This is a genomic window from Thioalkalivibrio sp. ALJ15, assembly GCF_000383695.1.
GTDB lineage: Bacteria > Pseudomonadota > Gammaproteobacteria > Ectothiorhodospirales > Ectothiorhodospiraceae > Thioalkalivibrio.
Map to the genome: position 1 here is coordinate 608266 of NZ_KB912056.1, position 17952 is coordinate 626217.

Below are 17952 nucleotides of genomic sequence, written 5' to 3' on the forward strand. Positions count from 1 at the left end.
AAACACCGATTATTCGAGGTTCTGTACCTGCTCGCGCATCTGCTCGATCAGGACCTTCATCTCGACGGTTGCGCGGGTGATCTCCAGGTCATGCGACTTGGAGGCGAGGGTATTCGTCTCGCGGTTGAACTCCTGCATCAGGAAATCCAGGCGCCGCCCGCTGGGGCCGTCCTTGCCCAGGATCTCGCGCACCGCCTTCACGTGGCCGTCGATGCGATCCAGCTCCTCGGCGATATCCAGGCGTTGTGCCAGTAGCGCCACCTCCTGCTCCAGCCGCTTCGGGTCCAGGCTCAGGTCTAGCTCGTTGATGCGGCTCAGGGTGCGTTCGCGCTGTTCGACCAGCATCGGCTCGCGCCGCTCGCGGATGAGCACGACATGCTCGGCCAGGGCCTCCAGGCGATCGCGCAGGCCGTTGACCAGTTCCTGGCCCTCGGCCTCGCGCATCGCCACCAGGGCGTCGATCGCGCTGTCGAGCTCGGCAAGAATGGGGCCGGCGAGGCGGTCGGTGTCGATTTTCGCCCCCTCCAGCACCCCGGGCCAGGCGAGGATATCCAGCGGCGACACGCTGGCATCGTGTTTCATCATGTCGGCGACGGATTCGGTCGCCTCGATCAGCGACTGCACGCGGTCCACGTCGAATGCGGTGGGCGAGCCGCCCGACTGGCCGCGATCGCGCAGCACCACATCGACCTTGCCCCGACTCAGCCGTTTCTTGAGGCGATTGCGCACCTCGGGCTCCAGCGCCCGCAGGGCCTCCGGCAGGTGGATGCGCAACTCGAGATAGCGATGGTTGACGCTCTTCAGTTCCCAGTCGTAAACGCCCTGGTCCAGCGTCATCGGCTGCCGGGCGAAGCCGGTCATGCTCGCGATCATAAGGTCCCCTGTTGATAGCCCTGCGCGTGGTAACAGCCCGGTGCGCGTGTGATTTGCTGGCGTCTTCGGCCGCCTTTGCCCCAGATCCGCCGCGGGCGCGCTCATGTGAGAGCCTCTCCCGTCTCCCGTATACTGCGCGCCACTCCAATCTAGCAAGGATCAAGCATGCGACCCAGTGGCCGACAAGCCGACGAGATGCGCCCGGTGCGTTTTACCCGCCATTTCACCCGGCACGCGGAGGGTTCCGTGCTGGTGGAGTTCGGCGACACCCGGGTGCTGTGCAACGCGACCATCGAGTCGCGCGTGCCGCCGTGGCTGAAGAACAAGGGTCGCGGCTGGGTGACGGCGGAGTACAGCATGCTGCCACGCTCGACGCACGACCGCATGGCGCGCGAGGCCGCGCGCGGCAAGCTGGGCGGACGCACCATGGAGATCCAGCGTCTGATCGGCCGCTCCCTGCGCGCCGTGGTTGACCTGGAGGCCCTGGGCGAGCGCCAGATCATCGTCGACTGCGATGTCATCCAGGCTGACGGCGGGACCCGTACCGCCTCGATCAGCGGTGCCTATGTCGCCCTGCGCGACGCGATCCGCAAGGCGCGCGAGCAGGGCATGATCCGCAAGGACCCGCTGCACGGGCACCTGGCGGCGATCTCGGTGGGCATCTTCAACGGTGCGCCGGTCCTCGACCTGGATTACGACGAGGACTCCCAGGCCGAGACCGACCTGAACCTGGTGATGAACGAGGCCGGCGGCGTGATCGAGATCCAGGGGACGGCCGAGGGCCATGCCTTCCGCCGCGACGAGCTGAACCAGATGCTGGATCTGGGCGAGAAGGGCATCCAGCAGATCGTCGAGGCCCAGCGGGCGGCGCTGGCCAAGGGAGACACTGATTGATGGACACGTTCGCGTTGGCGCCCCATGTTTCCCGAGACCAGGCGCGGCGCGCAGTCGGTAGTGGTGCTACCGGCAAGCGGCGCAACGCAGGATCGGGGAACATGGGGTGCCAACCCCACAAATTCTTGACGGACGGGGCTCGGCCGATTTTGCCCGCTGACTGCGTTGCGGCTCGCTTATGTAGCTCGGCTACACGTCGCTCACCACGCCTTGTCAGCACGCAAAATCGACTCGAGCGCGAACGTGTCCATCAGTCAGTGTCTCCCTGGGGCTGAGTCATGGACCCGTCCCGTCGCGTCGTCCTCGCCACCGGCAACCCCGGCAAGCTGCGTGAGATCCGGGCCCTGCTGGAGCCGCTGGGGCTGGCGATCGAGCCGCAGTCGGAGCACGCGGTGCCCGAGGCCGACGAGACCGGGCTGACCTTTGTCGAGAACGCGATCCTCAAGGCACGCAACGCCGCGCAGCATACCGGCCTGCCCGCAATCGCCGATGATTCCGGCCTGGAGGTCGATGCCCTGCGCGGCCAGCCGGGCATCTACTCCGCGCGTTATGCGGGGCCGGAGGCGGACGATGCCGCGAACAACGCCAGGCTGCTGAAGGCGCTGGCGGGTGTCCCCGAGGCCCAGCGAGCCGCGCGGTTTCGCGCAGTCGTCGTGTTTCTGGAACATGCCGAGGACCCTTCTCCGCTGATCGCCGAAGGGGTCTGGCCGGGTCGTATCGTCGAGCAGCCCAGCGGTGCCAACGGCTTCGGCTACGACCCGCTGTTCTTTGTGCCCGAGGAGGGCTGCACCTCGGCCGAACTGAGTCCGGAGGCCAAGAATCGCCTGAGCCATCGCGGCCAGGCCCTGGCCAAACTGGTGGCACAACTGCGGGAACGTGCCGATCACTGAGCCGGCGCCTATGCTCGCGGCATGAGCGCATTCCCGACCCCGCTGCCCCTAGCCCTGTACGTGCACCTGCCCTGGTGCGTGCGCAAGTGCCCGTACTGCGACTTCAACTCCCACGAGCCGCGGGGCGAGGTCCCGTTCGACGCGTATGTCGAGGCGCTGATGCGCGACCTCGAGTCGCAGCTGCCGGATGTTTGGGGGCGGCGTGTGGACAGCGTGTTCATCGGCGGCGGGACCCCCAGCCTGTTCCCGCCCGAGGCGCTGGCGGACCTGCTCTCCGGTCTGCGTGCGCGGCTGCCCCTGCGCCCGGATGCCGAGATCACGCTGGAGGCCAACCCCGGCACCGCAGATCGCGCATACTTCCATGGCTACCGCGAGGCCGGGGTCAACCGGCTGTCGCTGGGTATCCAGAGCTTCGACGACGTCATGCTCGAGCGACTGGGGCGCATCCACGGCGGGGCCGAGGCCCATGCCGCGGTCGAGCATGCCCGTGCCGCGGGGTTTGACAACATCAATCTGGATCTCATGTTCGGCCTGCCGCAGCAGTCCGTCGAGGCAGGGCTGGCGGATCTCCGGGCCGCGATCGAACAGGAACCCGAGCACATCTCCTGGTATCAGCTGACCCTGGAGCCGAATACCTATTTCGCAGCCCGGCCCCCGGTATTGCCACCGGATTCCACGATCGAGGAATTGTTCACACAAGGACAATGTGCGCTGGCTGCGGCTGGCTATACTCGATACGAGGTTTCCGCGTACGCCACGAGGGGGCGGGAATGCCGGCACAACCGCAACTACTGGACGTTCGGCGACTACCTCGGCATCGGGGCCGGGGCCCACGGCAAGCTGACGTTGCCGTCCCAGGGGCGGGTGCTGCGGCGGACCAAGCCGCGCCAGCCCGCAGCCTACCTGGAGACGCCCGACCAGCACCGCGACCAGGCGGTCCCCGAGGCCGAGCTCCCGTTCGAGTTCATGCTCAACGCGTTGCGTCTGGTGGAGGGAGTGCCCGCGCATTGCTTCGAGGAGCGCTGCGGTCTGGACCTGACTACGCTGGAACCGGCCCTGGGCGAGCTACGGGCAGAGGGTCTGCTGGTGTCCGATCCGCAGCGCCTGCAGCCGACCGAACGCGGCCTGGCCTTTCTCAATGACATTCTGGAGCGTTTTTTGCCGGATGCGGCGGGTGTGACAGCCGGTGCCCAGGTAATGAAGGGTCCGGAGGAGGTGCGGTGATGCGACCGGTGGAGTTTGTCGGCTTTACCTGCCCCTGGTGTGGCGAACCGGGCGAGACGACGGTGGATATGGTCAGCGCGGACCGGGAATGGATCGAGGACTGCGCCGTGTGCTGCGCGCCCATCGTGTTTCGGCGCGTCGAGGCCCCGGATGCCGAGATCCCGCAGGTGGAGGCCATTCGGGAGGGAGGATGAGTGTGGCCCCGCCGTATACGCCGATCGCCTGCGAGCGCTACTCCGAGCTGGAGCTGGCGATCCTGCGCGGGCAGCACCTGCGTACCCACTGGCGCCGGGGCGAAATGGATCGGATTGCGGTGGTGCGGCCGCTGGATCTGCGCACGCGGCGCGGGGCCGAGTACCTGATCCTGCGTGACGCCGAGGGTCGACGGCAGTGGTGGCGGCTGGATCGCCTGGTCAGCTTCGAGCCGGTGCCCGGCTGATACGCCGGCCTTGCGCGGCGAGCGTATGGCCCGCCCCTGGAGATCGCTTCGCTGGCGCTCGCGATGACGGGAGGCGGGCGGTGCCCGCTTCGCGTCAGCTGCGCTTCATCTGGTCGAAGAACTCGGAATTGGTCTTCGAGGACTGCATGCGGCCGAGCAGGAATTCCATCGCCTCGATATCGTCCATGCCGTGCAGGAACTTGCGCAGGATCCAGAGCTTCTGCAGCTCGTCCGGGGCGGTCAGCAGCTCTTCGCGGCGGGTGCCGGAGCGGTTCACGTTGATCGCCGGGTAGATGCGCTTCTCGGCGATGCGGCGCTCCAGGTGCACTTCCATGTTGCCGGTGCCCTTGAACTCCTCGTAGATCACCTCGTCCATCTTCGAGCCGGTCTCGACCAGCGCGGTGGCGAGGATGGTCAGGCTGCCGCCTTCCTCCACGTTGCGCGCGGCACCGAAGAAGCGCTTCGGACGGTGCAGGGCGTTGGCGTCCACGCCACCGGTCAGCACCTTGCCGGAGCTGGGGGCGACGGTGTTGTAGGCGCGCGCCAGGCGGGTAATGGAGTCCAGCAGGATCACCACGTCGCGCTTGTGCTCGACCAGGCGCTTGGCCTTCTCGATCACCATCTCGGCGACCTGCACATGGCGCTGGGCCGGTTCGTCGAAGGTCGACGAGACCACTTCGCCCTGGACCATGCGGTCCATCTCGGTGACTTCCTCCGGGCGCTCGTCGATCAGCAGCACGATCAGGTAGCACTCGGGGTAGTTGGTCGCGATGCTCTGGGCGATGTTCTGCAGCATCAGCGTCTTGCCCGCCTTGGGCGGGGAGACGATCAGGCCACGCTGGCCCTTGCCGAACGGCGCCACGATGTCGATGACGCGGGCGGTGATGTCCTCGGTGGAGCCGTTGCCGCGCTCCATGCGCATGCGCTTGGAGGGGTGCAGCGGCGTGAGGTTCTCGAACAGCACCTTGTGCCGGGCATTCTCCGGTGGTTCGAAGTTGATCTCCGAGACCTTCAGCAGCGCGAAGTAGCGCTCGTTGTCCTTGGGCGGGCGGATCTTGCCGGCGATGGTGTCGCCGGTACGCAGCCCGAAGCGTCGAATCTGGCTGGGGGAGACGTACACGTCGTCCGGCCCGGCCTGATAGGAGCTGTCGGCGCTGCGCAGGAATCCGAAGCCGTCGGAGAGGATCTCCAGGACTCCGTCACCGTAGATGGCTTCACCGCTTTTGGCATGGGCCTTCAGCAGGGCAAAGATGATCTCCTGCTTGCGGGCGCGGGACATGTTGTCGATGCCTTTTTCTTCTGCAAAGGCGACGAGATCGGCAGCGGACATCCGCTTCAGTTCGGTCAGGTTCATTCGTGGGGTGCTGTGTTCAACGTGGATGATCGGCGACCGGGGATGGCCGCTCGGCTTGCCTTGGATTGAGTATCGGGGGCAGGTTGCGGTCTGGCGACCGCCTGAACTGAACCGATGGTAAGCGACGCGCCCGCTTGGGGCAAGGCCTGGTGGCGTCGTTTTTTTGGTACTGCAACCCCGGGGCCGCATGCGACCCCGGGGTATGCCGGATCAGAGGTGCTGGTCCAGGAAAGCGGTCAGCTGCGACTTGGACAATGCGCCGACCTTGGTGGCTTCGACATCGCCATTCTTGAACAGCATCAGCGTCGGGATCCCGCGAATGCCGTACTTCGGCGGCGTGGACGGGTTCTCGTCGATGTTCAGCTTGGCGACTTTGACCTTGCCGGCGTATTCTTCGGCGATTTCATCCAGAATGGGGGCGATCATCTTGCAGGGCCCGCACCACTCGGCCCAGTAGTCCACCAGGACTGGCTGATCCGCCTTCAGGACGTCTTCGTCGAAACCGGCGTCTGACGTGTACACAATTTTGTCGCTCACTCCGAGCCCTCATCACTTGGGTTGGGGGAACAGCCCGCAACGCCGGCTGCACGGCTCTTACTATCGACGATGATCGCCAGACAGTTCAAGTAATAGAGGATTCACATGACCGATCCCGCGCAGGAAACGCCCCGCTTCGACCAGCTCGATCTGCCCGAGGCCGTACAGGCGGGCATCCGCGCCACCGGTTTCGAGACCTGCACGCCGATCCAGGCGCTGACCCTGCCCATTGCGCTGGCCGGGCGGGATGTCGCCGGGCAGGCGCAGACCGGTACGGGCAAGACCGCGGCCTTTCTGATCGCCACCTTCAACCGTCTGCTGCGCCAGGCGCCCGCGCCCGATCGCCGGGCGACCGATGTGCGCGCCCTGATCGTCGCCCCGACGCGTGAACTCGCCATCCAGATCCACAAGGATGCCGAGATGCTGGGGCGCGAAACCGGGCTCAAGCTGGCGCTGGCCTATGGTGGTACCGGTTACGACAGCCAGCGCGAGCAGCTGGAGGCCGGGGCCGACATCCTGATTGGTACGCCGGGCCGGATCATCGACTACTTCAAGCAGAAGGTGTTCGGGCTCGGGCACACCGAGGTGGTGGTGCTGGACGAGGCCGATCGCATGTTCGATCTCGGTTTCATCAAGGACGTGCGTTTCCTGATGCGTCGCTGCGCGCCGGCCAGCGAGCGGCTGTCCATGCTGTTCTCGGCCACGCTGTCGCTGCGTGTGATGGAGCTGGCCTACGAGCACATGAGCAACCCGGAAAAGGTCCAGGTCGAGGCCGAGACCCTGACCGCGGATCGCGTGCGCCAGGTGATCTACTACCCGGCGAACGAGGAAAAAATCCCGCTGCTGCTGGGGCTGGCGCGCGATCTCAAGCCGGAGCGGGCCATCGTGTTCGTGAACACCAAGCACGGGGCCGAGAAGGTCTGCGACTGGCTGAACGTGAACGGGCAGAAGGCCGCGCTGCTCTCGGGTGATGTGCCGCAGAACAAGCGCTCGAGCCTGCTGGAGCGCTTCACCGCAGGCGAGTACGCCTTTCTGGTGGCGACTGATGTCGCGGCGCGCGGACTGCACATCCCGGCCGTGACCCACGTGTTCAACTTCGATCTGCCGCAGTCGGGCGAGGACTACGTGCACCGCATCGGGCGCACGGCGCGCGCCGGGGCCGAGGGCGACGCCATCAGCTTCGGTTGCGAGGACTCCGCGTTCTACCTGCCGGACATCGAGTCCTATCTCGGCGAACGGATCCCCACGGAGACCGTGGACCCCGCAGCCCTGTTCAGCGACCCGGTGCGCCCCAAGCCGCGCCCGCGCAAGCCGCGCGACGACCGGCGCGGCGGCGGTGGACGTGGCGGTGCGCGCGGATCGGGTAAACCGTCGGGCGGCGGCGGGCACCGCCATCGCAGCGGGGGCGGCAAGCCAAAAGGCTCCTGAGCCGTTCTGCGAACAGGCGCAAGAGGGAACAGGGAGGGGAAATGGTGCCGACGGCAGGAGTCGAACCTGCGACCTATCGATTACGAATCGATTGCTCTACCAACTGAGCTACGTCGGCGAAGCGCGCCATAATAGCGGGGGTGGGGCTCGACAACAATCCCGCGCGACCGGCGGCGCGGGTTCCGGATCAGGCCGTGCGCTCGCTGACCCGAATAATCACGTCCACACCCAGCAGCTCTTTGCCTTCCGGCAGCGGGGGCAGGTGCGAGATATCGACCCGTGCGGGATCGACGTCTTCCAGCTCGCCGGTGTCGGTGTGGAACAGGTGGTGGTGCGGATTCAGGTTGGAGTCGTAGAAAAGCTTGGTCGGGTCGATCACGACCTCGCGCACCAGGCCCTTCTCTGCGAACAGCTTGAGCGTGTTGTAGACCGTGGCCTTGGAGACGCGCGACGAATGCTGCACCAGGCGGCCGAGGATTTGTTCGGCGCTCAGGTGCTGATGACGCGCGAACATTACGCGTGCAATCTCCACGCGCTGCTCCGTCGGAGAGATCGTGTGTTCGCGCAGCAACGCGCGGGCGTCGTCGACGTCCAGCAGATTCGGATTGTCAGATGTAGCAGACATATTCCGGACAATATAACAGCTGCTGGATCGCGTCCAGATCACGTCAGTCCGATGGGGGTCCGGAGGCGCAAGCCTCTGATAGAATGGAGCGGGTGATGGGAATCGAACCCACATTAAGAGCTTGGGAAGCTCCCGTTCTACCATTGAACTACACCCGCTTGAGTCGGCGATTGTAGGTCTTGTTGGCCTCCGGCTCAACGGCAAATTGACCAGTCGAAGAACTATGCAGATTCAGCTGAACGGCGAACCCTTCGAACTCCCCGAAGATGGCGAGGCCACCCTGGCTGCGCTGATCGAGGCGCGTGGCCTGGGCGGTCGCCGCCTGGCAGTGGAGGTCAACGAGGAGCTGGTACCGCGCAGCGAGCACGCCGCGCACCCGTTGCATCCCGGCGATCGCGTGGAGATCGTGCAGGCGATTGGGGGCGGTTGAGTCCGAGTCGCCGTCCGTAACTACTTTCAACGAAGGAATCACCATGACCGAATCGGCCGCCGCGTCTGCCGACGACCTCTTCCGCGTGGGTTCACGCGAGTTCACCTCCCGTCTGCTGGTGGGCACAGGCAAGTACCGCGATCTCGATCAGACCCGTGATGCCATTGAGGCCAGCGGGGCGGAGATCGTCACGGTCGCGATCCGCCGCACCAACATCGGCCAGAACCCGGACGAGCCCAACCTGCTGGACGTGATCTCGCCGGAGCGCTACACGCTGCTGCCGAACACGGCCGGCTGCTTTACCGCCGATGACGCGATCCGTACCTGCCGCCTGGCGCGCGAGCTGCTGGACGGGCACAACCTGGTGAAGCTGGAGGTCCTGGGCGACGAGAAGACCTTGTACCCGGATGTCTTCGAGACCGTGAAGGCCGCCGAGACCCTGGTCGCCGAGGGCTTCGACGTGATGGTCTACACCACCGACGATCCGCTGCTGGCGAAGCGCCTGGAAGAGATCGGCTGTCTGGCGATCATGCCGCTGGCCGCCCCGATCGGCTCCGGGCTGGGTATCCAGAACCGCTACAACATCCGCGAGATCGTCGAAAACGCCAACGTTCCGGTGCTGGTCGATGCCGGTGTCGGCACGGCCTCGGATGCCGCAATCGCGATGGAGCTGGGCTGCGACGGGGTGCTGATGAATACCGCCATCGCGGCTGCCGAGGACCCGGTGATGATGGCCTCGGCCATGCGTCACGCGATCATCGCCGGGCGTCAGGCCTACCGTGCCGGGCGCATGGCGCCGCGCCGCTACGCCTCGGCCTCCTCGCCGCAGACCGGCCTGTTCTTCAGCTGAGCATGAGTGAGTCTGCTGATTCTGCCTCCGAGGACAAGCCCTTTTACCGGCGTATCCGCAGTTTCGTGCGCCGCGAGGGGCGGCTGACGCCGGGCCAGCAGCGTGCGCTGGACGAGCTGTTGCCGCGCTTCGGGCTCGCGCTGCCGGAGCCCGCGGCACCGCTGGACCTGGCGGCCGTCTTCGGCCGCGAAGCGCCGGTCACGCTGGAGATCGGCTTTGGCGACGGCGAGAGCCTGGCCGAGCAGGCCGCGCAGAACCCGGGGCGCGATTACATCGGCACCGAGGTCCATCGCCCGGGCGTGGGTCACCTGCTGCGCGAGGTGGAGCAGCGCGGTCTGACCAACGTGCGCGTCTCCGACCACGACGCCGTGGAACTGCTGGAGCACTACATCGCGCCGGCGGCCCTGGACGGGGTTCAGGTGTATTTCCCCGACCCCTGGCACAAGAAGCGCCACCACAAGCGCCGCCTGATCCAGCCACCGTTCGTGCGCCTGCTGGCCTCGCGTATGCGCCCGGGCGGGCGGCTGCACCTGGCGACCGACTGGGCCGAATACGCCGAGCACATGATGGCGGTACTGGAAGAATGCGCGCCGTGGTTCGAGCCGGATGGCCCGGTGCCGGCCCCGGGGCGGCCGCCGGAACGCCCGGTGACCAAGTTCGAGCGGCGCGGCGAGCGGCGCGGCCACGCGGTGGCCGATCTCCTCTACAGGCGCACCGACGCCGAGGCCTGACGGGCCTCAGGCCTCGCCCATCCACCAGGCGCTGACCGCGCCGGCCAGGCTCATCAGGGCGAGCACGAAAATCGCGACCTCGGTGCCCGCGAGCTGGGCCAGCAGCCCGAACAGCCCGCCCACGAGCAGCAGCGCGCCGATCACGGTATTGCTGACGGCGGTGAACGCGGCGCGGGTCTTCTCGGTGGCCATGTCCACCAGATAGGTCTTGCGCCCCAGCCGCACGCCGGCATGGCTGACCCCCAGCAGGAAGAACAGCAGCGCGTAGACGACCCCGCCCGGCACCAGCGCCGAGTCGGTATCCACCGGCGCGAACCAGACACCCAGGGCGACCAGGATGCCGAGCCCTGCGGCCAGCAGGCCCGAGAGAATCAGTACCCAGCGGGAGGAACGATCGGACAGGCGTCCCCAGACCGGGGCGCTGACCGCCGAGGCCAGCCCGCTGGCCAGGATCAGCAGCCCAAGCGTGCCCAGATCCCCCGAGGTCGCATCTTCGGCCAGCAGCACATAGAACGGCAGCGCCAGGGCCGTGCTCATCAGCAGCGCGCGGGTGAACACGAAGTGCCCGAACGCGCGGTCGGTCCACAGCAGGCGTACCGAGGACAACGCCTGGGTGATCGCGTTGCCGCCGCCCTCGGTGGAGCCCGGGGCCTCGTGCAGGCGCGTAAAGGTCGCGGCCGCCACCCACCAGGCGCCGGCGGAGGCGGCCAACAGGGCGACGAATATGCCAATACCGGCATCCTCGAGGTTCGCCAGGGTCAGATAGACCCCCAGCCCCAGCGTGAAGAAGCCGGCCAGCGAGGCGGCATAGCCCATCACGGTGCCGCGGCGCTGCTTGGCAATCGTCTTGCCGAGCACGTCCTTCGCGGCCACCGAATTGATCCCGCGCGCCAGCGCGAACACGGTCAGCAGCCCGAGGATCGCCCAGCCCGCCGCCGCGCCCTCCAGGGTCAGGGCGACGATCGCCATCCCGGCGACCGCCAGCCCGGAGAGGACCGAGCCCAGGATCCAGAACCCCTTGCGGATGGCGCGGCGGCGAATGGAGGCGGCGACGAACAGCTGCGGGAGCAGCGAGCCCGATTCGCGGATCGGGACGAGGAAGCCGGCAAACGCGGCCGGGGCGCCCAGCGCCCCCAGCAGCCAGGCCAGTACCAGCCGCGCCGAGGCCAGCTCGTCGCCAATCTTGCTCAGCGTGTTGGAGACCAGGTGGACGAAGAAATTGACCGGCTGCGCGCGGCAGGCATCCTCCGGGATGTCCTTGCAGACGCGCGCGTCCTCTTCCCCGGCGATGGTCTCGTACAGGTGCAGGATCGGACGCGGCAGCTTTTCCGAATCAGTCTCGGCCATCGGTATCCCTGGTTACGAGGAGATCCCCCCCCCGCGCTGTCATTGCGAGGAGCGAAGCGACGAATCCATCGATTCTCGAAACAACCGGCCCCGCGGCCCTGCCATCGTCAGGAGGCTGCCTCGTCACCTCCTCGCCATGAGGGGCAGGGCCGGATTAGCGCCGCCCGGCGAGCGGGTCGTTCGGGTCGACGCTGTCGCGAAACGGCTTGCGCCGGTCGAGGTTCGTCAGCTGGTAGACGTTGCCCAGCCAGTTGTTCATCACCGCCAGCGCGGTGTCATGCCAGGTGTTGTCCAGGCGGTCGAGCAGCAGTGCCTCCGGCAGTGCCGGGATCTCGGTGCAGTGCTCGACCGCGACCTGCACATGCTCGCGGTGCTCGTCGAGGATCGCCGCCGCCTGCGGCAGCAGGTAGTTCTCCGGCAGGGGCGGATAGCTCTCGCGCTCGCCCTGGATGTAGCGCACGACCTCGCGCTTGTACTCCTTGAGCAGGCTGATCGAGTCGTACTCCGGATGCCCCTGGAAGAAGACCATGCGGAAACCATCCGGTGATGCACCCAGATGGATGCCGGACTGCTCGCTCTCCACCAGTACACGCAGGCCGTGGCGCTCGAACTGCTCGCGCGAGACGTCGTTGTAGCGCGAGTGTGGCACGTCGAAACGCGTGTTCACGCCGGTGACCAGCGGGTGGCCGCGGTCCACCACGCGATGCGGGAACACGCCCCACAGCTTCTCGCCCATGTGCACGCGATGCTCGCCGTAGCGGGCCTGCAGTACGGCGTGGGTGGCAAGGCAGGAGCACAGCGTGGAGGTCACGTTGTCCCAGGCCCAGTCGACGACCTCCGCCAGGGGCTCCCAGAACGGCTCCAGCGCCAGATCGGGCTGGGTCACGTTGGCCCCGGTGATGATCAGCGCGTCGAGGCCATCCTTCTTCAGATCCTCGAAGTCCTCGTAGTACTGCTTGATGTGATCGCGCCCCTTCGGCCCGCGCTTGAGTTGCGGCAGGGTGAAGGGGTGGATGTAGAACTGCGCGATCTGGTTGCTCTCGCCAATCAGGCGGAAGAACTGGCGCTCGGTGGCCGCCAGGGCGGCGTCCGGCATCATGTTGAGCAGCCCGATATGCAGCGCGCGGATCTCCTGCTGCTGGGCGAAGTCGCTGGGCAGTACGGTCTCGCCTTCGCTCTTCAGGCGGGCGAAGGTGGGCAGGTCCGAGTGGGCAACGAGTGGCATTACAGTCGCGCCTCCCGCTCCAGGGCCATGCACACCAGGTCGTCAAAGTCCGCGGCGTTGCGGACCTGCGCGAGCTCGGTGGTGCTGATGGTGTAGCCGTGTGCCTCCGCGATTGCCTCGTAGCGTGGCAGGCGCGCGCGGAACAGGCGCGAGAACACCCAGCGCACAAAGGCGTCCGGGTCGATCTGGGCGACATAGTCCAGCCCCTCGTCGCGCATGTACTCGGCAAGCTGCTGGTCGAGGAAGGCCTCGCGGTAGTACAGCGGCTTCGGGTCGCGTTCCGCGCGCTCGATCAGCTGGCGCTCGTCTTCGTCAGTCGCCTTGATGTAGAGGATCAGCGTGTGCTCGGCGAGGGTCTCCAGGACGCCGGGGCTGTCCAGTTCGCAGACCGAGCCGCCGGCGTCGTTGACGAAATGCGGATAGCCGAACAGCGTCTGCGACTTGTGGATGAAGTCCGGCACGTCGAGCATCGCCTGCACCTCGGACTCGTGGTGCAGGTTCTGGCGGCGCTTGAACTCGGTCAGCGGCAGGCCGCCCTGTTCAGGGTTGCCGAGCTTGCCGAGGAAGCTCGCGACCGGGTGCAGGTTGTCCACCGTGATGTTGTTGATGATCTGGATCGAGTCCGAGCGCAGCAGGTCGCGCAGAAACGGCACGGCCATCGCCTGGGCCTTGATGTTGTCCAGGATCGGTTCGCTCAGGTAGCGCGTGCCGATGCGGTAGTCACCCGAGTAGTGGAACCACTCCTCGCGTCGGAGCATGTTGGACAGGCGCGTCTTGCCGACACCGGACATCCCCAGCAGGGTGATCCGGCGATGGTCCAGTTGGCGGTATTCTTCGGGCGAAAGGCGCATGTCCGGGTTTCGTTTAACGTCGCAGGATGAACAGGATACCCGCGATCACGGCCAGACCGCTGATCACATAGTGGTCGTACTGAAACTGCAGCCCCAGTAGGCCGCGCAGGCCGAACAGGATCAGCCACGCGCCCAGCAGAATGTTTCCTAGCATGCGCATCCCTGCGTTTCTCCCCGTCTATCGTTAGCGGATCAGTTGACTGAGCTCGCGGAACTGCGGGTCGGCCGCGTCGCGCAGCCACTCGAACAGTACCGATTCGTGGTTCGTGATGATCGCGCCCGCCGCGCGCAGTCGCTCCAGTCCGTTGCGCTTGCGCGTGGCGTCGCGCGAGCAGACCGCATCCTCGACCACGAACACGGTAACACCTGCGTCCAGCAGTTCCAGAGCCGTCTGAGTGACGCAGATATGCGTCTCTGCGCCGGTCAGGATGATCTGGTTGCCGCCGGTCAGGCGCGCGTGGAGGTCGTCTTCCGCGCAGCAGGAGAAGGCCGTCTTGTCGGTCAGCGTGCCATGTCCGTCCAGTGCCTGCTGCAGGCTCGCGGTCACCTCGCCCAGCCCCTTCGGATACTGGCGCGAGACCTCGATCGGGATGTCCAGCTTGCGCGCGGCCTCGACGAGCCGTGCGGTGTGGCGTTCCACCGCATCGCGTTCGCTGTCCGGCATTGCGGCCAGCAGCCGCTCCTGCAGGTCAATCAGGACCAGGCGGGAACGGGCACGGTCGCAGCGGGCGCGTGGATCGACGGTCATCGCTCCAGCAGCTGGTTGATCGACTCCAGGTCCGCGACGCTCAGGCGGCCGGCGGCGCGCTGCAGGCGCAGCGAGTCGGTCAGGAAGCCGTAGCGGGCCTCGGCGTAGTCACGCTCGGCGCGGAACACCTCGCGCAGGGCCAGCAGCACGTCGACCTGGGTACGCGTGCCGACCTCGAACCCGGCTTCGGCCGACTCGAAGGCGGCCTGGGTGGAGATCAGTGCCTGCTCCAGGGCGCGCACGCGCGAGCTGTTCGCGATCACCGACAGATAGGCATTGCGCGTGTCCTGGGTGGTGCGGCGTTCAACGAGCGACTGGCCTTCCTGTGCGGCCTGGAAGTCCTCGCGGGCCTGGCGGGTCAGCGCGCTCACGCGCCCGCCGGTATAGAACGGCACCTCCAGGCGCACGCCCACCTGGGCCTCGGTGCCTTCGTTGAACAGGGGCCCCGCGCCCTGCGCGCCAGCGCCGCCGTCATCGATACCGTGGAAACGGTTTTCGCTGACCGAGGCGTTCAGGTTCAGCCTTGGCTGGCCCTCGGCGCGCTGACGCTGGATCTGCTCGCGGGCGGTCTCGGTGGTCAGACGCTGGGCAGCCAGCTCCAGGTTATTTTCCAGCGCGATATCGACCCATGCCTGGGCATCGGCCGGTTCTGGCGGGGTTAGTTCGGCGTCCTCGCGCAGCACGTCGAGTTCGTCCCAGTACGTATTGGTGATTACCGCGAGTTGTTCGCGCGCCACGTCCAGCTGGTTCTCCGCGGCGATGCGTTCGGCCTCGGCGATGTCGCGCTGGGCCTGGGCCTCTTTCACGTCGGTGCTGGCGATCAGACCCACCTCGAAGCGGCGCTCGGTCTGTTCCAGCTGGCGGCCGATGGCCTCGAGCTCCGCCTCGCGAAAGGCCAGTGTCTCTTGGGCAACCAGTACATCGAAGTAGGCCTCGGATACCCGCAGGATCAGGTCCTGGCGGGCGGCGTCCAGCTCGGCCTCCGCGCGCGCAATCTCGAGATCGGCCTGGGTCAGTTCAATGAAATTGCGGCGGTCGTAGAGGCTCTGCATCAGCGATACGCCAAAGCTGGTCTGGCGTCCGTCGAAGCTGTCCTGGTTGCGATAGTTGTTGTAGAAGGCGCCGGCCTCGGCGTCACCGGTGATCTGCGGCAGGAACGCGGAGCGCGCGATCGGGCGGTTCTCGAGCACGCTGCGGTACTCGGCCTTGGCCGCGCGCAGCTCGGCGTCTTCCGTCGCGGCGCGCTCGTAGACCTCAAGCAGGCTGGCGGCCGGGGCGGGACTGGCCACCAGCAGGGCGATGCCGGCAGTCGCCAGCGTGGAGAAGATACGTTTGACGGACCGGTTCATGGGCGCGGCTTCCTGAAAAGACAGGTAAAGCTCCATCGTAGGGAAACACCGGGCAATGTGCACGCGGACCCGTGTTTCTGCGATGGAGACCCCGGCGGGCGGACGGCCGGGGGTGGGAAGTCAGAATTCGAACGCGGGTTTCGGTTCGAAACCGACCAGCGGCTCCACACGCGTCTCGAACAGCACGTCGTGGCGGACGCTGTCCTCGGTGGTGCGGGTAATCAGGTTGGCCTGCATGATCGGGCCGTCACCGGTGATCACGAACAGCCGGCCACCCAGGGTCAGGTAGCGTTCGAGGAAGTCGTTGTATTCGGTCATCGCGCCGGTCAGTACGATCACGTCATAGCGCTCGCGCGGCGGAGCCCACTCGGGGGTCACGGTGGCGGTGCGCAGGCTGGCGTTCTCCAGCCCCAAGTCGACCAGCGTATTGCGCGCATTCAGACGCAGTTCGTCGATGCGCTCGATGGAGTCGACGTGCGCGGCCAGGCGTGCCAGGCAGGCGGTGACATAGCCGGAGCCGGTACCGATCTCCAGCACCGTCTCGGTCGGCTGCGCGGCGGCGGCCTGCAGCAGGCGGCCGATCACCACCGGTGGCAGGGTGTGCGCGCCATGGCCGAGCGGGATCTCGGAGTCGGCGTACGCCAGGGCCTTGTAGGCGTCCGGCATGAAGCGTTCGCGTGGAAGCGTTTCCATCACGTCCAGTACACGCATGTCCAGCACGTCCCAGGGACGGACCTGCTGTTCAACCATGTTCATCCGGGCCAGGGCGAAATCCATCGCGGAGTCCTCGAGTACGTCAATAGCGGCGAAAGAGTACGTTCGCACGCTCGTCCAGGCAAGTTGCTGTAGGAGGCCAGCCCTCTGGCCGATGGGCCCGGACCGACAGCCGATCGGCCAGAGGGCTGGCCTCCTACGGGTTCGGGGCGGTGTGGAGGGCATCCTCGATCGCCCGGATACGCGCACGCTCCAGGGCCTCGCCGAGGGCCTTGCCCTTGTGCCCCTCGGCCATCAGGGTCTGGACGTCGACCCCCTGCGCGGCCGCCACGGCGCGGCGCACCGCATCGGCCTGGGGATAGGGCTTGTCCTGCCAGCCGGTGCGCCCGCGAAAATCTGCCTCCACCGCGAGCAGGAAGGGCTCGACGTTGTCCGGCCGGCGCAGGGCATCGAGCCCGTCTACGAGTTTCATCACCGTCTTCGGGCGCAGCTCGAAGACCCGGTGCACCAGTCCGTGATAGCGCGCGACCCGCACGGCCAGTTCGCGGTAGCGGTTGGGGATGCGCAGGCGCTCGGCCAGTGCGCGGATCAGTACGACCCCGCGCTCCTCGTGGCCGTGGTGGCTGGGCAGGATCTCGGGGTCGGTGTTGCCCTTGCCGAGGTCGTGGACCAGCGCAGCGAAGCGGACCTCCGGGGACTCGGACAGGCGAGTGGCCTGGCCCAGCACCATCAGGGTATGCACGCCGGTATCGATCTCCGGGTGGTAGCGCGCCGGCTGCGGGACGCCGAACAGGCATTCGATCTCGGGGAACAGGCGGGCCAGCGCCCCGGCCTCGCGCAGCACCTCGATGAAGCGGCGCGGGGCCGGGCTCTTCAGGGCCTTTTCGCACTCGGCCCAGACGCGCTCCGGTACCAGCGCATCGACCTCGCCGGAGGTGACCAGCTCGCGCATCAGCTCCCGCGTGTCATCGGCGACCCGAAAGCCCCATGGCTCCAGTTGTGCGGCAAAGCGGGCCACGCGCAGCAGTCGCACCGGGTCCTCGGCGAAGGCGGGCGAGACGTGACGCAGCAGGCGCGCCTCGAGGTCGGCCTGGCCGTTGTAGCAGTCGATCAGATGGCCGTCGGCGTCCTCCGCCATCGCGTTGATGGTCAGGTCACGCCGTTCGAGGTCGGCCTCCAGCGTGACCTCGGGCGAGGCATTGAACTGGAAGCCGTGGTAGCCGCGCGCGGTCTTGCGCTCGGTGCGCGCCAGCGCATATTCCTCGTGCGTCTCGGGGTGCAGAAAGACCGGGAAATCCCGCCCCACCGGGCGGAAGCCGGCAGCCTCCATGGCCTCGGGCGTGGAGCCCACCACCACGTAGTCGCGTTCATGCACCGGGCGCCCCAGCAGCCGGTCGCGCACCGCGCCCCCGACGAGATAGGTCTGCATGGCGCCCGCGCGGC

The 17952-nt window shown here is 67.0% G+C and carries 21 protein-coding genes and 2 tRNA genes; 9 read left to right on the forward strand and 14 right to left on the reverse strand.

Annotated elements, in window-relative coordinates:
• Positions 1-9 precede the first annotated feature (9 nt).
• The gene (locus G015_RS0102845; protein ID WP_012983837.1) at positions 10-873 is read right to left on the reverse strand and encodes a YicC/YloC family endoribonuclease; all 864 of its coding nucleotides are present in this window, start codon (positions 871-873) and stop codon (positions 10-12) included.
• A gap of 165 nt (positions 874-1038) precedes the next feature.
• Between G015_RS0102845 and rph the strand changes: the two genes are divergently transcribed.
• The 5 genes from rph (at position 1039) to G015_RS0102870 (ending at position 4320) form a co-directional block, all read left to right on the forward strand.
• Entirely contained in the window at positions 1039-1767 is a 729-nt protein-coding gene (gene rph / locus G015_RS0102850) for a ribonuclease PH (protein WP_012983836.1), read from the forward strand.
• Between the two features lie 278 nt (positions 1768-2045).
• Positions 2046-2657: an RdgB/HAM1 family non-canonical purine NTP pyrophosphatase gene (rdgB, locus tag G015_RS0102855; protein WP_012983835.1), complete on the forward strand. Its 612-nt coding sequence runs from the start codon at positions 2046-2048 to the stop codon at positions 2655-2657.
• A 21-nt stretch (positions 2658-2678) separates the two neighbouring features.
• On the forward strand, positions 2679-3881 hold the full coding sequence (gene hemW, locus G015_RS0102860; RefSeq protein WP_012983834.1) for a radical SAM family heme chaperone HemW: 1203 nt from the start codon (positions 2679-2681) through the stop codon (positions 3879-3881).
• On the forward strand, positions 3881-4075 hold the full coding sequence (locus tag G015_RS0102865; protein WP_012983833.1) for a CPXCG motif-containing cysteine-rich protein: 195 nt from the start codon (positions 3881-3883) through the stop codon (positions 4073-4075). The genes hemW and G015_RS0102865 overlap by 1 nt, the downstream gene beginning before the upstream one ends.
• Positions 4072-4320 (forward strand): transcriptional antiterminator, Rof, encoded by a 249-nt coding sequence (locus G015_RS0102870; protein WP_012983832.1) that lies wholly within the window; start codon positions 4072-4074, stop codon positions 4318-4320. The genes G015_RS0102865 and G015_RS0102870 overlap by 4 nt, the downstream gene beginning before the upstream one ends.
• A gap of 94 nt (positions 4321-4414) precedes the next feature.
• Here the strand turns inward: G015_RS0102870 and rho are convergent, their stop codons facing one another.
• Positions 4415-5674 carry a transcription termination factor Rho gene (gene rho / locus G015_RS0102875; protein ID WP_012983831.1) on the reverse strand — a complete coding sequence of 420 codons (1260 nt, stop codon included), beginning with the start codon at positions 5672-5674 and terminating at the stop codon, positions 4415-4417.
• 210 nt (positions 5675-5884) lie between these two features.
• Positions 5885-6211: a thioredoxin TrxA gene (trxA, locus tag G015_RS0102880; protein ID WP_012983830.1), complete on the reverse strand. Its 327-nt coding sequence runs from the start codon at positions 6209-6211 to the stop codon at positions 5885-5887.
• A 105-nt stretch (positions 6212-6316) separates the two neighbouring features.
• On the opposite strand from trxA, the gene G015_RS0102885 reads away from it, so the two are divergent.
• Positions 6317-7639, forward strand: a complete 1323-nt coding sequence (locus tag G015_RS0102885; protein WP_012983829.1) for a DEAD/DEAH box helicase — start codon at positions 6317-6319, stop codon at positions 7637-7639.
• Positions 7640-7681: 42 nt separating this feature from the next.
• On the opposite strand, the gene G015_RS0102890 is transcribed toward G015_RS0102885, so the two are convergent.
• From G015_RS0102890 to G015_RS0102900, 3 genes are all read right to left on the reverse strand, one after another.
• Positions 7682-7757, reverse strand: a tRNA-Thr gene (locus G015_RS0102890).
• 69 nt (positions 7758-7826) lie between these two features.
• A complete protein-coding gene (locus G015_RS0102895) occupies positions 7827-8264 on the reverse strand; it encodes a Fur family transcriptional regulator (RefSeq protein ID WP_012983828.1) in 438 nt (145 codons plus the stop codon).
• Between the two features lie 84 nt (positions 8265-8348).
• A tRNA-Gly gene (locus tag G015_RS0102900) sits at positions 8349-8422 on the reverse strand.
• 65 nt (positions 8423-8487) lie between these two features.
• Between G015_RS0102900 and thiS the strand changes: the two genes are divergently transcribed.
• The 3 genes from thiS to trmB are packed head-to-tail and all read left to right on the forward strand — an operon-like array spanning position 8488 to position 10275.
• Positions 8488-8694, forward strand: a complete 207-nt coding sequence (thiS, locus tag G015_RS0102905; protein WP_012983827.1) for a sulfur carrier protein ThiS — start codon at positions 8488-8490, stop codon at positions 8692-8694.
• A gap of 43 nt (positions 8695-8737) precedes the next feature.
• Positions 8738-9544 carry a thiazole synthase gene (locus tag G015_RS0102910; RefSeq protein ID WP_012983826.1) on the forward strand — a complete coding sequence of 269 codons (807 nt, stop codon included), beginning with the start codon at positions 8738-8740 and terminating at the stop codon, positions 9542-9544.
• Positions 9545-9546: 2 nt separating this feature from the next.
• Complete coding sequence (trmB, locus tag G015_RS0102915) at positions 9547-10275, forward strand: tRNA (guanosine(46)-N7)-methyltransferase TrmB (protein ID WP_012983825.1); 729 nt, start codon at positions 9547-9549, stop codon at positions 10273-10275.
• A 6-nt stretch (positions 10276-10281) separates the two neighbouring features.
• On the opposite strand, the gene G015_RS0102920 is transcribed toward trmB, so the two are convergent.
• The 8 genes from G015_RS0102920 to G015_RS0102955 form a co-directional block, all read right to left on the reverse strand.
• A complete protein-coding gene (locus G015_RS0102920; protein WP_018139466.1) occupies positions 10282-11622 on the reverse strand; it encodes an MFS transporter in 1341 nt (446 codons plus the stop codon).
• Positions 11623-11776: 154 nt separating this feature from the next.
• Positions 11777-12847, reverse strand: a complete 1071-nt coding sequence (locus tag G015_RS0102925) for a homoserine O-succinyltransferase (RefSeq protein WP_018139465.1) — start codon at positions 12845-12847, stop codon at positions 11777-11779.
• Positions 12847-13698, reverse strand: a complete 852-nt coding sequence (locus G015_RS0102930; RefSeq protein WP_018139464.1) for a hypothetical protein — start codon at positions 13696-13698, stop codon at positions 12847-12849. Before G015_RS0102930 ends, G015_RS0102925 begins: the two co-directional genes overlap by 1 nt.
• Positions 13699-13711: 13 nt before the next feature.
• A complete protein-coding gene (locus G015_RS14275) occupies positions 13712-13852 on the reverse strand; it encodes a hypothetical protein (protein WP_196799362.1) in 141 nt (46 codons plus the stop codon).
• A 30-nt stretch (positions 13853-13882) separates the two neighbouring features.
• The gene (locus tag G015_RS0102940) at positions 13883-14446 is read right to left on the reverse strand and encodes an isochorismatase family protein (protein ID WP_020146129.1); all 564 of its coding nucleotides are present in this window, start codon (positions 14444-14446) and stop codon (positions 13883-13885) included.
• Positions 14443-15795: a TolC family outer membrane protein gene (locus G015_RS0102945; RefSeq protein ID WP_020146130.1), complete on the reverse strand. Its 1353-nt coding sequence runs from the start codon at positions 15793-15795 to the stop codon at positions 14443-14445. Before G015_RS0102945 ends, G015_RS0102940 begins: the two co-directional genes overlap by 4 nt.
• Before the next feature lie 120 nt (positions 15796-15915).
• Positions 15916-16572 (reverse strand): protein-L-isoaspartate O-methyltransferase, encoded by a 657-nt coding sequence (locus tag G015_RS0102950; RefSeq protein WP_018139460.1) that lies wholly within the window; start codon positions 16570-16572, stop codon positions 15916-15918.
• A gap of 133 nt (positions 16573-16705) precedes the next feature.
• Positions 16706-17938, reverse strand: a complete 1233-nt coding sequence (locus G015_RS0102955) for a multifunctional CCA addition/repair protein (RefSeq protein WP_020146131.1) — start codon at positions 17936-17938, stop codon at positions 16706-16708.
• Between the last annotated feature and the right edge of the window lie 14 nt (positions 17939-17952).